Annotated in this window: 12 protein-coding genes; 2 read left to right on the top strand and 10 right to left on the bottom strand. The window is 37.3% G+C overall.

All coding sequences use genetic code 11. From position 1 onward, the window contains the following. Positions 1-127: 127 nt before the first annotated feature. From ctaF to cyoE, 5 genes are all read right to left on the bottom strand, one after another. Positions 128-460 carry a cytochrome c oxidase subunit IVB gene (ctaF, locus tag ACFFIX_RS25650; RefSeq protein WP_378939195.1) on the bottom strand — a complete coding sequence of 111 codons (333 nt, stop codon included), beginning with the start codon at positions 458-460 and terminating at the stop codon, positions 128-130. Positions 461-464: 4 nt separating this feature from the next. Next, entirely contained in the window at positions 465-1091 is a 627-nt protein-coding gene (gene ctaE, locus ACFFIX_RS25645; RefSeq protein WP_378939193.1) for a cytochrome c oxidase subunit III, read from the bottom strand. Next, positions 1091-2959, bottom strand: coding sequence for a cytochrome c oxidase subunit I (gene ctaD / locus ACFFIX_RS25640; RefSeq protein ID WP_378939191.1), 1869 nt, complete (start codon positions 2957-2959; stop codon positions 1091-1093). Before ctaD ends, ctaE begins: the two co-directional genes overlap by 1 nt. 33 nt (positions 2960-2992) lie before the next feature. Continuing rightward, positions 2993-4069: a cytochrome c oxidase subunit II gene (gene coxB / locus ACFFIX_RS25635; RefSeq protein WP_378939189.1), complete on the bottom strand. Its 1077-nt coding sequence runs from the start codon at positions 4067-4069 to the stop codon at positions 2993-2995. A gap of 101 nt (positions 4070-4170) precedes the next feature. Beyond that, complete coding sequence (cyoE, locus tag ACFFIX_RS25630) at positions 4171-5097, bottom strand: heme o synthase (RefSeq protein WP_378939187.1); 927 nt, start codon at positions 5095-5097, stop codon at positions 4171-4173. Positions 5098-5566: 469 nt separating this feature from the next. Here cyoE and ACFFIX_RS25625 point away from each other — a divergent pair, with 469 nt between their 5' ends. Further along, positions 5567-6517 (top strand): COX15/CtaA family protein, encoded by a 951-nt coding sequence (locus ACFFIX_RS25625; RefSeq protein WP_378939186.1) that lies wholly within the window; start codon positions 5567-5569, stop codon positions 6515-6517. 112 nt (positions 6518-6629) lie between these two features. Here ACFFIX_RS25625 and pyc read toward each other — a convergent pair whose 3' ends face one another. From pyc to glsA, 4 genes are all read right to left on the bottom strand, one after another. Beyond that, positions 6630-10073 (bottom strand): pyruvate carboxylase, encoded by a 3444-nt coding sequence (gene pyc, locus ACFFIX_RS25620; RefSeq protein WP_378939183.1) that lies wholly within the window; start codon positions 10071-10073, stop codon positions 6630-6632. Between the two features lie 74 nt (positions 10074-10147). Beyond that, the gene (locus ACFFIX_RS25615) at positions 10148-11365 is read right to left on the bottom strand and encodes an FtsW/RodA/SpoVE family cell cycle protein (protein ID WP_378939181.1); all 1218 of its coding nucleotides are present in this window, start codon (positions 11363-11365) and stop codon (positions 10148-10150) included. Between the two features lie 174 nt (positions 11366-11539). Then, the gene (locus ACFFIX_RS25610) at positions 11540-11821 is read right to left on the bottom strand and encodes an Fpa/YlaN family protein (RefSeq protein WP_378939179.1); all 282 of its coding nucleotides are present in this window, start codon (positions 11819-11821) and stop codon (positions 11540-11542) included. Between the two features lie 124 nt (positions 11822-11945). After that, on the bottom strand, positions 11946-12875 hold the full coding sequence (gene glsA / locus ACFFIX_RS25605; RefSeq protein WP_378939202.1) for a glutaminase A: 930 nt from the start codon (positions 12873-12875) through the stop codon (positions 11946-11948). A gap of 109 nt (positions 12876-12984) precedes the next feature. Between glsA and ACFFIX_RS25600 the strand changes: the two genes are divergently transcribed. After that, the gene (locus tag ACFFIX_RS25600; protein WP_378939177.1) at positions 12985-13482 is read left to right on the top strand and encodes a peptidyl-prolyl cis-trans isomerase; all 498 of its coding nucleotides are present in this window, start codon (positions 12985-12987) and stop codon (positions 13480-13482) included. A 53-nt stretch (positions 13483-13535) separates the two neighbouring features. Here the strand turns inward: ACFFIX_RS25600 and ACFFIX_RS25595 are convergent, their stop codons facing one another. After that, positions 13536-14864, bottom strand: coding sequence for a PhoH family protein (locus tag ACFFIX_RS25595; protein ID WP_378939201.1), 1329 nt, complete (start codon positions 14862-14864; stop codon positions 13536-13538). Between the last annotated feature and the right edge of the window lie 80 nt (positions 14865-14944).

Raw genomic sequence — 14944 nt, 5'->3', positions numbered from 1 at the left:
GTGGACACCCTTGCCTTCGACTAATGGTTCGCATATCCCAACGCCCATAACGGACTTCCACCGTCTAGTTGATGAACATGCCTGGCACACAAAAAAAGGCAATCGGGTTACCGATTGCCCTTTTTCCTTACCACCAAATAATCGTTACAAAAGTTAAAACCGTGATTAATCCAACAGCTAAACCAGAGTATAAAAATAACGCTGGGGTTTCATGTCCTTTATGACTCATGTGCATGAAATAATAGAGTTGGAAAATAACCTGGATCACTGCTAATAGAATAATGAATGGTACCTTAAACCAAAGTTCAATCCCATCATATCCAACTGTAACAAATGCGATTAGTGTTAAAAAAATCATCAAAGCAAAAGTTACGACTTGGTGCTTCATATCTTCTGCATTCTTTTTACGTCGATAAGCAATATCTACATTTGGGTTTCCTGAGTTTTGATTGGTCGCCATCAGTTTATCCCACCATTCCCATTAAGTATACAACCGTAAAGATGAATACCCAAACAACGTCAATGAAGTGCCAGTAAAGGCTTGCTACATAGAATTTAGGAGCGTTGTATAAATCTAGTCCGCGCTTTGCATTACGAACCATTAAAGTGATAATCCACAGTAAACCAAAGGCAACGTGGAGACCATGCGTTCCAACAAGTGTATAAAAGGCAGAACCTAATGCACTACTTGTAATTGTAAATTCATACTCATGAATATAATGTGTGAACTCATAAATTTCTAATGCTAGGAAAGCTGCCCCTAAAAGGACCGTAATTCCCAACCAAAGCTGCATTTTAGCAAAATTAAAGTTCTTCATATGATACATTGCATAAACACTTGTTAAACTTGATGTTAAAAGCAACATTGTTGCAACAAAAACGATTAAAGGTTCAAAGAGTTCCTGAGTAGATGCTCCACCTGCAGTAGATTCTCTTAATGCTAAGAATGTTGCAAAGAGACAAGCGAATAAAACTGTCTCTCCACCTAAGAATAACCAAAAACCAGTGAATTTATTTTTACCTTCAAGGGTTGCCTTTTCAGGCGCAGCAGGAAATTTTTCAGCTGTTAATTTTTCTTCAGCGTGTTGCATTATACCTTACCCCCTTTTTGGTTATCATCAATTAAATCTTCTTTATGAATGTGATAGCCGTGATCATCGATTACTGAACGAAGGAACATTGCTCCTAATGTAATAATGAACCCTACTACTATGGCCGGAAGCCCCCAACCATAGTCTTCACGGTACAAAAGTCCAAATGATACAACAAACAAACCTAGTGAAATGATGAATGGTAAGATTGAACCGTTAGGCATATGAATATCTCCTATTGGCTCTGCAGGAGTCATCTCTTTCTTGCCTTCCATCTTCTCAACCCATAGTGCATCTAATCCACGGACAAGTGGTGTTTGTTTAAAGTTGTACTCTGGTGGTGGAGAAGAAATTGCCCATTCAAGTGTACGTCCGTCACCCCATGGATCCATACCAACTTTTTTACCTTTAACAGAAGTAACGACAATGTTATAGAAAAATACGATTGTAGCAACTGCCATAAAGAATGCGCCAATTGTACTAATGACGTTTCCTAATTCTAACCCTTGACCAGGTAAGAAAGTGAAAACACGACGCGGCATGCCCATTAATCCAAGAAAATGTTGAATAAAGAATGTTAAATGGAACCCGGTGAAAAATAATACAAAAGTTATTTTTCCTAACATTTCATTTAACATTTTACCAAACATTGTCGGCCACCAAAATGTTACACCAGCAAATAATGCAAAAATCAAACCACCAACGATTACATAATGAAAATGAGCTACAACGAAATACGTGTCATGGTATTGATAGTCAGCAGAAGCTGCAGCTAACATAACCCCAGTTACTCCACCCATTAGGAATGTTGGTATAAATGCAACAGACCAGATCATTGGCGTTGTAAAACGAATTGTGCCGCCCCACATAGTGAATAACCAGTTAAAAATCTTAATACCCGTTGGTACTGCAATCGCCATTGTTGCTACTGCAAAAATGGCGTTAGCGATCGGACCAAGTCCAGTCGTAAACATGTGATGTGCCCAAACCATGAATCCTAAGAAACCAATTAGCACGGTTGCAAACACCATCGATGAATACCCAAATAATCGTTTCCTTGAAAACACAGGAATGATTTCAGAGAAAACACCAAACGCAGGTAATATCAAGATATATACTTCTGGATGTCCAAAGATCCAGAATAAGTGTTCCCAAATGACAGTGTTCCCACCCATTGCTGGATCAAAGAAACTAGTGCCAAATAAACGGTCGAACATAAGCAATGCTAAACCTACAGTTAATGCAGGGAAAGCAAATAAAATAAGTGCAGATGCTACGAAGGTCGTCCATGTGAATAAAGGCATACGCATATAGGTCATACCTGGTGCGCGCATGTTAATAATCGTAACAAGGAAGTTAATCCCGGCTATTAAGGTACCTAATCCGGAGACCTGTAACCCTAGTAAATAAAAGTCAATTCCATGTCCAGGTGATTCTAGCGCTAAGGAAGCGTAAGATGTCCAACCTGCATCTGGCGCGCCACCTAAGAACCAACTTAGGTTTAAGAATATTCCTCCAAAGAAAAATAACCAAAACCCTAAAGAGTTTAAGAATGGAAATGCTACGTCACGCGCCCCAATTTGAAGCGGTACTACTGCGTTCATTAATGCGAATATTAGTGGCATAGCAGCTAGGAAGATCATTGTTGTTCCGTGCATTGTTAAAATCCCATTATAGAGACCTGCACTAACAAAGTCATTGTTCGGAATCGCTAGCTGTATGCGGATAAGCATTGCTTCTAATCCACCTACAAGGAAGAAGAAGCCACCGGAAATCAGGTAAAGGATCGCGATTTTCTTGTGATCTACTGTTGTTAAGTAGTCCCAAATTACCGCACCGACCCCTTTCTTCTGAGTCAACGTGCTCACAGTGTTACCTCCCTTTAATATACTAATGACTAATTAGTCTTCGATTTTTAAACCTTTTAAGTACTCTGTTAAAGCGTCTAGTTCTTGATCATTTAGCTCAGGATACGTGTTAGTCATTTTGTTTCCTGGCTTGTAGCTTTCTGGATCTTCTAACCATGCACGAATGTTTTCTTCGTTATGTGGCATAATCCCAGCGATACGAGAACGTTCTCCGAAGGTTGCTAAGTTAGGTGCAGTTCTGGCTTGTTCTGGTCTTTCGTCAAGCGGGCTAACAGCATGACAACCAATACAACCCTTTTCTTCAAATAACTGTTCACCTTGCTTGGCTAAGTCTCCCTCAGCAATTTGTTCGTATGAAGTCATTTCTCCGACCCACTGATCAAATTCTTCTCGTGGTAACGCTTTTACCTTGAAGTCCATAAGTGCATGTGATGGTCCACAAAGATCAGCACATTTACCATAGAAATATTCTCCAGCATCATCGGCACGCTCAGAGTCAAATTCCAACCATAATTTGTTCACATTATCGGTGTTTGTATCCATTTTCCCACCAATTGCTGGAATCCAGAATGAGTGCTTAACATCTGAAGAAATTAAATTAAAGTAAACTTTTTCATCAGTTGGAACAACTAGATCTTGACTTGTAACGATCTTGTGGTCTGGATATTCAAATTCCCACCAGTATAAATTCGCTCTTACGTTTACAACAAGAGCCTCCTCTGGTTTGCGATTTTCATCATCCATAATATCAACATCAGCAAGCTGGAATGTTGAAGATACGACAGGAACTGCTAGTACAAGTAACAAGAGAATAGGAATAACAGTCCAAATGATTTCAAGCTTATGATTTCCTTCAACTTGTTCAGGAATTTTGTTTTCTTCATTTTTGCGTCGACGGAAACGTACAACAACATAAATGAAGATTACTGTTACGACTGCAATGACAACAACCATCATGATCGTACTCAACATAATAATGTCGTACTGCATATCCGCTACTTCACCAGCAGGTCGAAGCGTGGAAAGAAACGGTTCACCACAGCCGGCTAAGACAAGCGTCATCAATGCAAATAGATAAAATAGACGCCATTTTGTCAGCCACTTTTTCATAGCTAAATCAAACCCCTCTTTCAGTAATTTATTCTCAATTTTCTTAGTAGAAAATGAGAATTCCTTCTATAATAAATTCTTTTTAAGAAAGAATTTCAGAGTTAGACAATGGTAAAAATCACCATTGCAACAAAAAGAATCGTTAAATAGTTGATTGAGTAGACAAACATCCATGTTGCCCACTTAATATCATCTTTAACTTTAAAGCCTAATAATCCAATAACTCCCCAACCAACCGTTAGTGCTGTTGCTAAAATGAGGAAACCAATCCCAAGTTCATATAGATAAAATGGAAGTGGTAACAAACAGGCAACCCAAACCATGATTTGACGTTTTGTTATCTCAAATCCATGAACTACAGGAAGCATCGGAATGTTTGCAGCCCGATACTCCTCACATCTTCTCATTGCCAAGGCTAGGAAGTGCGGAGGCTGCCAAATAAACATAATTAAGAATAATACCCATGCTACTACACTCAAGTTCGAGTCAATTGCTGCCCATCCAATTAGCGGAGGTACCGCTCCTGAGACACTTCCAATAACAGTGTTGATTGTGTAGAGACGTTTTGACCACATTGTATAAAGAAATACATATGTGACGACACCTATTAACCCAATAATAGTAGCGGTTATTGTCGTCATTAGAAGAAACACAAATCCTAAAGTTAAGAGGACGATTCCCATCCAAAGTGCTTGATATGGATTAATCTTCCCAGTAACTGTTGGTCTAGATTTAGTACGCTCCATCAGGGGATCAATATCACGGTCGTAAAAATTGTTAATTGCACATGAACCTGCAATGACCAGAGTAGAGCCTATTAATGTATACAACACTATATCTATATTAGCAATAAACCCTTTTCCACTATAATATAGTGCTAACCACAACCCAGTAAAGGTTGTAATTAAATTTGAGTTTACAATTCCCACTTTAATCAATGCGAGGAAATCACTCCACATTGTTGTTTCAGGGATGTCTCGGGTACCGTGTTCAATCGATGACCCATCTATCGCCCTTGCATTCGCCATTACTATACCTCCTTTTGCCCGTATATCCACTCTAAATTAAATAGAATGAAGGCGGTTCCAACTATACAATTCCCTCTAATTATGATACTAAAAAACCAGTATAAAAAATGCTCTCCTTGAAATTAAATCATAATTCGACATTTTTTTGTGAACATTTCATGAATTAACTTTGTCGAATTTGTGAAGGGTAAGGCACTCTCAAATACGTTATTATAGACTTTTGTTAATCCATAGTTAATCAAGCCTTTCTATTTTATCATAAAACATTTTGTTTATCTTCGAAAATAGATAGTTAATGGCAATTTTATTATTAGTATAGTTATTTTATAATGTTCTTTCACATAACGTCCAATAACTTTGTGAACATTTTGCGTTATTTATTGTCTTTTCCTATCTCATTGTGTAGTATCAATTAAGTATTTGCTATAGCTCATGAGACATAAACTTTATATATAAGAAGGTGAACTTTTTGCAGCGTGCTTTAAAATGGTTTGCCGTACTAACAACCATTGTTATGCTATTTGTATTACTAGGCGGGGCTTTGGTCACTAAGACTGAATCGGGTGCAGGCTGTGGGGATTCGTGGCCACTATGTCATGGTGAACTCATCCCGAGTTCGATATCATTTGAACTAATTATAGAACTGAGTCATCGCTTGGTAAGTGGACTCGCTGGTATCCTTGTTCTTGTTCTTTCAATTTGGACGTGGAGATCGATTGGTCACATCCGCGAAACTAAATTCCTTGCTATTTTATCATTCTTTTTTCTAATGTTACAGGCGTTAATTGGGGCCGGAGCTGTGATGTGGGGACAATCAGATGCCATTCTAGCTCTTCACTTTGGAATTTCACTGATTTCCTTTGCATCAGTATTATTGTTAACACTTTTAATTTTTGAAGTAGACAAGAAGTTTGATGCGAAATCTCTTATTATTAATAAAACGATGAAATTTCACATGGTAGGAGTAATTGTTTATTCTTATTTAGTTGTTTACAGTGGAGCCTTCGTTCGACATAAAGGTGCGAGCCTCGCATGTCCGGATTGGCCATTATGCAGTCCTAGAGCCGGTGGAATGCCCACTACACTACATGAGTGGATTCAAATGGGGCACCGCTTCGCAGCGAGTATTATTTTCATCTGGATCGCAATTGCTACCTGGCGTGCAATCAAACACCACAAGCATCAGCGCGTTATCTATTGGGGATGGGTTGTGGCATTCACACTCGTATCGCTTCAGGTTATCTCTGGAGCACTAGTAGTTCTAACAGGCTTAAACTTGTATATCTCACTAGCACACGCATTATTTATTTCTTGTTTATTCGGTGTTTTAAGCTACTTTATTCTCCTAGTTAGCAGAAGTGGATTACTTTCCGAAACCAATTCAAAAGCAGATCTTGATCATCATAGTGTAACCAAATAAACATTCCTTATTTACAAAAAAAGTCAACTAGTCCATTAGCTAGTTGACTTTTTCTATTTCTATTCTTAGAAATATGTAAAAAGGGATGCACATTGCATCCCTTAGATTGTACTTATTTAGTTAATTCTATTAATAAATCTCCTGTTTGAATACCTTCACCGTTTGAAACATAAATCTCTTTTATTACTCCTGCATACGGAGCTTGTACAGTTGTTTCCATTTTCATTGCTTCTGTAATCATTAAGTGATCGCCTTTGTTTACGCGTTCACCTTTTTCCACTAGTACCTTAATAACCGTACCAGGCATTGAAGCACCGATATGCTCAATGTTATCTCGATCAGCTTTTAATTTTGATGCTACAGTTGACTTGATGCTTTCATCTTTAATGACAACCTCACGAGGCTGACCATTCAATTCAAAATAAACAATTCGTGTTCCATCAGCTTGTGGTTCACCTAATGAGATCAGTTTGACTATTAAGGTTTTTCCCTTTTCGATTTCGATCTCAATTTCTTCTCCTAATCTCATACCGTATAAAAACGTAGGTGTGTCAAGGACTGAAACATCACCGAATTGCTCATAAGTTTTAATATACTCAGAGAATACCTTAGGATATAAGGCATTTGCAATTAATTCAAAGCTTGTGACAGGACGTCCGAGAGTATGGAACAACTCTTCTTTCATACTTTGAAAATTAACAAGCTCGAGCAATTCGCCTGGACGAACAGTGATTGGTTTTCTACCTTTTAAAATAATTCGCTGTAATTCTTTTGGAAAACCGCCATGTGGTTGACCTAAATAACCTTCAAACAATTCAATAACTGAATCAGGGAAGTCTAGTGTTTCGCCACGTTCAAAAATATCTTCTTCAGAAAGATTATTTTGTACCATGAATAAAGCCATGTCCCCTACTACTTTTGAAGAAGGAGTTACCTTAACAATATCACCGAACATATCATTCACCCTGCGGTACATTCCCTTTACTTCATTCCATTTGTCACCAAGTCCTACTGCTTTAGCCTGTTGCTGAAGATTACTATACTGTCCTCCAGGCATTTCATGCATATAAATTTCAGAATGAGGTGAATTCATTCCACTTTCGAAGTCTTGATAATACTTTCTTATTCCTTCCCAATACTGTGAAAGCTTTTCCATTCCATCAATATTGAACTGAGGCTGACGCTCTGTTCCTTGAAGTGCATGATACAAAGAGTTTGCACTTGGTTGAGAGGTTAAACCAGACATCGAACTAACTGCAACATCGACAATATCTACTCCAGCTTCAATCGCTTTAGCATAGGCAAAGAGACCGTTTCCGCTTGTATCATGTGTATGAAGGTGTATTGGAAGATCAACTGTATCCTTCAAAGTAGAAATTAACTCATAAGCGGCTTGTGGCTTTAATAACCCAGCCATATCTTTTATTGCTAAGATATGTGCACCAGATTGCTCAAGCTCTCTTGCAATCTCTTTGTAGTAATCAAGATCATATTTTCTTCTAGTAGGGTCCAAGATGTCACCTGTATAACAAATTGCTGCCTCTGCTAGCTTTCCTGAATCACGGACTGCATCAATCGCTAAAGTCATTCCTTTTACCCAATTTAAGCTGTCAAAAATACGGAATACATCCACACCTGCTTGAGCAGACTTTTCAACGAATTCCTTTATAACGTTATCTGGATAATTTTTATAACCTACAGCATTCGAAGCTCTTAAAAGCATCTGTAAAAGTATATTTGGAGATTGATTGCGAATTGTTAATAAGCGCTCCCAAGGATCTTCCTTTAAGAAGCGATAGGCCACATCAAACGTTGCTCCGCCCCACATTTCTAATGAAAATAGATCAGGCATGAGCCTCGCTGTTGGATCAGCAATTTGTTTTAAATCCGCAGTCCGAACACGGGTTGCTAATAAAGACTGATGTCCATCTCTAAACGTTGTATCTGTTAAAAGGACTTGCTTCTGTTCACGAATCCAGTTAACAACGCCTTCAGGTCCCTGTTCATCAAGAATATTTTTCGTTCCTTTTGGCAAATCTTCTAATAGATTCACTTTTGGAATAGACGGCTTATCATAAAGTGGTTTCTTTTTCGTACCGATTCCTGGGAATCCATTAACTGTAACATTACCAATATACGTAAGCATCTTTGTTCCCCGGTCTTTCCGATTAGGAAACACAAATAACTCAGGTGATGAGTCAATAAAAGACGTGTCGTATGAGCCTGATAGGAAGTTCTCATGCTTAACAACGTTTTCTAGGAAAGGAATGTTCGTCTTAATTCCTCGAATTCGGAATTCCCTTAAGTTTCTGACCATTTTAGATGCAGCTTGGTCAAATGAAAGCGCCCATGTTGAGAGCTTAACTAATAACGAATCATAATGTGGCGTAATAACTGCCCCTTGGAAACCGTTGCCCGCATCTAAACGAACTCCAAATCCTCCACCAGAACGATAAGTCATCAACTTACCAGTATCGGGCATAAAATTATTTAATGGATCTTCAGTTGTTACACGAGATTGGATCGCATATCCATGAGTAATAATAACATCTTGAGAAGGAATGCCAATTTCCTTACTTGCTAGTTCAAGACCTTCAGCAACTAAAATCTGAGTTTGAACAATATCAATACCTGTAATCATTTCTGTAATCGTATGCTCAACTTGGACACGAGGATTTACTTCAATAAAGTAAAATTCACCCTTAGCAACTAAAAACTCTACAGTACCCGCATTTATATAATCGACATTTTTCATGATTTTGACTGCTGCTGCACAAATATCATTTCGTAATTCCTCAGTAAGAGAAACACTTGGTGCAACTTCGACTACTTTTTGATGTCTTCTCTGAACAGAGCAATCTCTTTCATACAAGTGAACAATATTACCTGCTTGATCACCAATAATTTGAACTTCAATATGCTTTGGATTTTCAATCAATTTCTCAACATATACTTCATCATTACCAAAAGCTGATTTTGCTTCTGATTTCGCTCTCTCAAACGATTCTTTCACACCGGCATAGCTGCGAACAATTCGCATCCCTCTTCCGCCGCCACCTAAAGATGCTTTAATGATAAAAGGATACCCATGTTCTTCTCCAAACTTCACTAACTCATCTACGCTGTTTACAGGTCCATCGCTACCTGGAATAACAGGGATTTCCGCTAATTCCGCTTGAGTACGGGCCTTTACTTTATCACCAAACATGTCCAAATGTTTTGAAGTAGGTCCAACAAAGATAATTCCTTCTTCTTCACAACGTCTTGCAAAATGAATGTTTTCTGACAAAAATCCATAACCTGGATGGATCGCATCAACATCGTTGGTTTTGGCAATATCAATAATGCCCTCTATGTCCAGATACGCATCAATTGGTTTTTTGTCCTCACCAACAAGATATGCTTCATCTGCTTTATAGCGATGATATGAACCAGTATCCTCTTTAGAATAAATAGCAACAGTACGAATATTTAATTCTGTACAGGCACGGAAAACTCGAATCGCGATTTCCCCTCGGTTAGCTACTAATAATTTTTGAATTTTTTTCTGCGACATAATTCTCCCCCTTTTGTTAGAACTATTAATTTATTTTAATTAGTATAACACATTGATATATAGTATGTCATAAACTAATTATTAGCTTGATTGGTTCTTTGTTTGACTTGGTATAATGGTTCTGGCTTTGGCTGGACTTCCTTCTTTTTATAGGAATGTCGGTAATTCACAAACATTGACACATTGACGAGTAGTCCCATTGACATCATCAATAAGAGAATCGATGAACCACCATAGCTTATAAAAGGTAATGGTACACCAGTGATTGGAATTAATCCAGTTAAACCACCAAGATTAATCATTGTTTGGATCGCAATCATACTTGAAATACCAACCGCTAATAGCGTTCCAAATGGATCATCACAATTACGAGCTATTGAAAATCCTTTTAAAACAATAAAGGATAAAAGGACCAAAACAAAAAGCACACCTAAAATTCCCAGTTCTTCAGCGATGATGGCCATAATAAAATCCGTGTGCGATTCAGGAAGATAACCATATTTTTGAACACTTTGCCCAAGGCCTACTCCTGAGAGACCACCAGATCCGATTGCATAAAAGGAATTGACCAGGTGATACCCTTCATCCTTCACGTATTTAAAGGGGTCTGCAAAACCAATAAAACGACTTATTCTTTCTTTAGAGAATATGTCATCCGCATTTAATAATAGAATTGGAGAAATCACAATAAGACCTGCTAATCCAAGTGCTAAAAATTTAAAGATATTTTTAATTCCCATTCCCGAACACAAAATCATACATACTGCAATCATCCCGATTATGAATGCTGTCCCAAAGTCAGGTTGAATCGCCACAAACAGACAGACTAAAATTGTAAATACGAGCGGTGGCAAAGCCCCCTTTCCAAATTTATTTATATAAGATTGCTTCTTATTGTAAACAGCAGCTAAGTAGATAATTACACTCAACTTTACGAATTCTCCCGGTTGAAGGCTCAACCCACCTACCTTAATCCAGCTTTGTGCATTACCAGCTGCATGTCCAAAAAAGAAGAGTGAACCTAAAATTAATAAAGATCCCAACATAATAAACTTTAATAGCTTACTATTTAAAAAAATTCTATAAGGTAAAAACATCATAATCAGAAATACGAAAGAACCGAGAGTCAATGCCATTTTTTGTCGCTGATAAAAATGATCTGGTTCATATCCATATCTTGCAACAGCTGTTATCATACTTGAACTATAAATCATCGTAAGACCAAAAGCACATAACAAAAAAATAGCTAATATTAAAGAATAATCATATGATTTTAGAATTTTTTTCAGCATTTATATCTCTTCCTTATCAAAACTAGGGTTGTCTTTATTTTACTACATCTTTGTAAATAAAAAGTAACTTCATTTAAAAGTTCATGAAAAAACTCTCATGTTTACAAAAAGGGATTACCTAATATGTATAAAAAAACTCAAACTATTCGTATAAAATAGTTTGAGTTTTGCACTTTATTTTGTTGTGAATGCATCGTGCAGTGCAGACAATTCTCTTTCGAGTGTGTCAAGCAAAGCTTTACCTTCACGTTCTTTAATTAATTCGAGTCGCACAGCAAAGTCTATTTCTCTTGATAAACCAAACATTTGTGTATCTAAAACCTCTTCGTAAAGAGGACATTGAGGCATCGTTAAATTGTCCATTTGGACTTTTATTAGTTTCATTATTTTGCTAGCATCTGCTTGTAATACAGCAAGTGCTTTTTCCCGATGATCAATTGCAATCTCAGACGCCAAATGAATCCCTCCGTTTCCGAGCGATTACCCTATTCTATCTATTAATATTAAAGGCAATGAGAGAAAAAAGCAAGAACTAACAGTCAGTAGTCACGCATTAAATCGAAATTTTTTTTGTAGAATATCAAAAAATACTTAACTTATATTTTTTTGACAATCTCTCTAATAATTTAATACCGGCAATACTGTTTCCCTTCTCATCAAGGGACGGGCCAAAAATGCCGATTCCAAATTGATAGGGTACGATTCCCATAATTCCACCCGAAACCCCGCTTTTAGCTGGTATACCTATTTTTATCGCAAATTCCCCCGATGCATTATACATGCCACAGGTGACCATGAAGGTTTTACATATTCTCGCAATGTCATCTCTTATTAGTCTTTCTCCTGTTTCAGGATGGATTCCGTCTAATGCAAAGACAGCACCTATTTTCGCTAAATCCATGCTGTGCATTTGTATGGCACATTGTTTCGTGTAAATCTCCATTAAATCCTCTACATTATCTTTAATAATACCATGCTGTTTCATAAAGTAACAAATGGCTCTGTTCAAATGGGCCGTATCAAATTCAGATGATGCTACTTCTTTACAGTAAGAGATTTTATCATTATTTGAGAGGAGTTTGATAAACTGCAACAACCGATCAAATTTTTCGTCTTTTGACGATCCTTTTATCATGCTTGTAACAGCAAGTGCTCCCGCATTGATCATTGGATTTAAAGGCTTTGAAGGGTTATGTGTTTCAAGCTTAATCATCGAATTAAAAGGATCACCTGTAGGTTCCATCCCTATTAATTCGAAAACGTCTGCTTCTCCGTGATCCATTAGCACAAAAGCTAGTGCTAAAACTTTTGAAATACTTTGCAAGGTAAAAAGCTTTTCAACATCTCCAGCAGACATACAGGAATTTTCAACATGATAAATTGCAACAGAAAGATCTTTTGCTTCAGCTTTCCCTAGAGCAGGAATATAATCTGCTACTTTACCGAGTTTTGTTGTTCCTCTCACACTTTCTAAAAGATCAACAAGTTCTTCATTTGTTTCACAAGGCATTCCCATACACTCCTGATCATTTTTTTCCTTAATATGCCCCATTTTGAAAAGTGACAAAAGGGCTGAAAGCATTTATACTTTCATTAAGTTAGAAAAGGAGTGTTTTCAATTGGATTCAATACTTATGATAAAAGGGTCTGTAAACTATAAAATAACATTAGACGCTGGAGTTTTTATATTTGATGATCGTAAAGAAGATTTAACAACTTTTTTTAAACAAAGTGTGAAAAAACCAGATGAATTAGAGGAATACACAAAGGCCGCATCACAGCATTGGGACAGAGAAATTCGTGAAGGCGCTATTTTACCACCGACATTAAAAACAGAAAAAAAATATGAAAAACAACGCCTTTTAACTGGAACTTTTGGCATTCCATTAAACCCTTTTTTAATGAATGCTCAGATACAGCCCCATGCTGAAGAGGTTCAATTTGTAACTGCTACAGGAATTGTTACAATGACGATAGAAGAAGCGAATGACGCTATTCTAGGCTTCAGCAAAGATGGTAAGCCTTTAAAGGAAGATGGACCAATCCACGTGTACTATGGAGACGGATCAAACGAGAACGATCCGATAAAAAATGTTAGAGAAATTTTTATTAAATAAAGGCTAAAGATGGTGACTTTCTTATAAGAGAGTCACCATCTTTGTTTTTTACTTTAAAGTAGGTCTGCTGCAAGCTGAGCCAAACCTGATCGTTCACCTTTAACTAGGCGAACGTGCCCTGCAATTGGTTGTTCCTTAAATTTTTCAACAACATATGTTAGACCATTATTGTATTCATCTAAATACGGATGATCTATTTGTTCTGGATCGCCCATTAACACAATCTTACTTCGCTCTCCAACACGAGTTAAGATCGTTTTTACTTCGTGTTTTGTTAAATTTTGTGCTTCATCAATGATAATAAATTGATCAGGTATACTTCTGCCCCGAATGTAAGTTAATGCCTCTACTTCAATAGATCCCATTCCAGCCAAAATCGCATCAAGTTCGCCTGGTTTTTTTGCATTAAATAAATATTCGAGGTTGTCATAAATTGGTTGCATCCAAGGTCTTAACTTCTCTTCTTTTTCTCCTGGTAAAAATCCGATATCCTTGCCAACTGGGACAATTGGCCTCGCAACTAAGAGTTTCTTATATTCACCCAGGTCTTCTGTCTGCATTAAACCTGCCGCTAACGCAAGCAATGTTTTCCCGGTTCCCGCTTTACCAATTAACGTTACTAATGGTAAATCATTACGAAGAAGCAGTTCGAGCGCCATCGTTTGTTGAACATTTCGTGCTCTAATTCCCCAAATATGATCATGATCGAAAACAAGCCTTTTCACTTTTTTTCCTGTTTTGTCAACTTTCCCAACCGCTGAAGAAGATCCACCAAGAGCATCCTTCATTATAATAAATTGATTAGGGTAAAAAGGGTGATTTGATACTTCAGACAGCAGAAGCTCGCTTTTATCATAAAAACGATCTAAGTTATCACTGCTTATGTACAAATCTAAGAAGCCAGTGTAAATATGATCCATTTCTACAACACGATCACTTAAGAAATCTTCAGCTAATAACCCGATTGCATCTGCTTTAACTCGAACAAGTGTATCCTTACTAACTAAAATAACAAGTTTTCCATTTTCTTTCGTTTGCTCTTCAAGAGATAAGTTTTTTGCTACTGCTAAAATTCGATTATCATTTGTTTTTTCTACAAAAATTTCTTGAAGTTGATGAAAGGAACGATGATTAAGTTCAATTCTTAGAGATCCACCGTTCGGTAAAGGAATCTTTTCATGTAGTCTTCCCGTTTCTCTTAATTTGTCAATTAACTTCGATACTTGTCTGGCATTTCGGCCAATTTCATCCATATATCGCTTTTTAGAATCCACCTCTTCTAAGACCACTGCTGGAATGACGACCTCGTTATCTTCGAATGAAAAAATTGAATGTGGATCCTGTAATAGTACATTTGTGTCCAATACATAAATCTTACTCAGATCCTCCGCCTCCTACTCCGCTGTTTTTTTTGGAGTGAAACAAATATTCGTAAGGGTTGCTTAGGTCAAGCTGTGAATGA

It is taken from the genome of Metabacillus herbersteinensis (assembly GCF_042433335.1).
Classification (GTDB): Bacteria; Bacillota; Bacilli; order Bacillales; family Bacillaceae; genus Metabacillus; species Metabacillus herbersteinensis.
The sequence above is the reverse complement of the archived record's forward strand: the minus strand, read 5'-3'. Positions and strand labels throughout refer to the sequence as shown.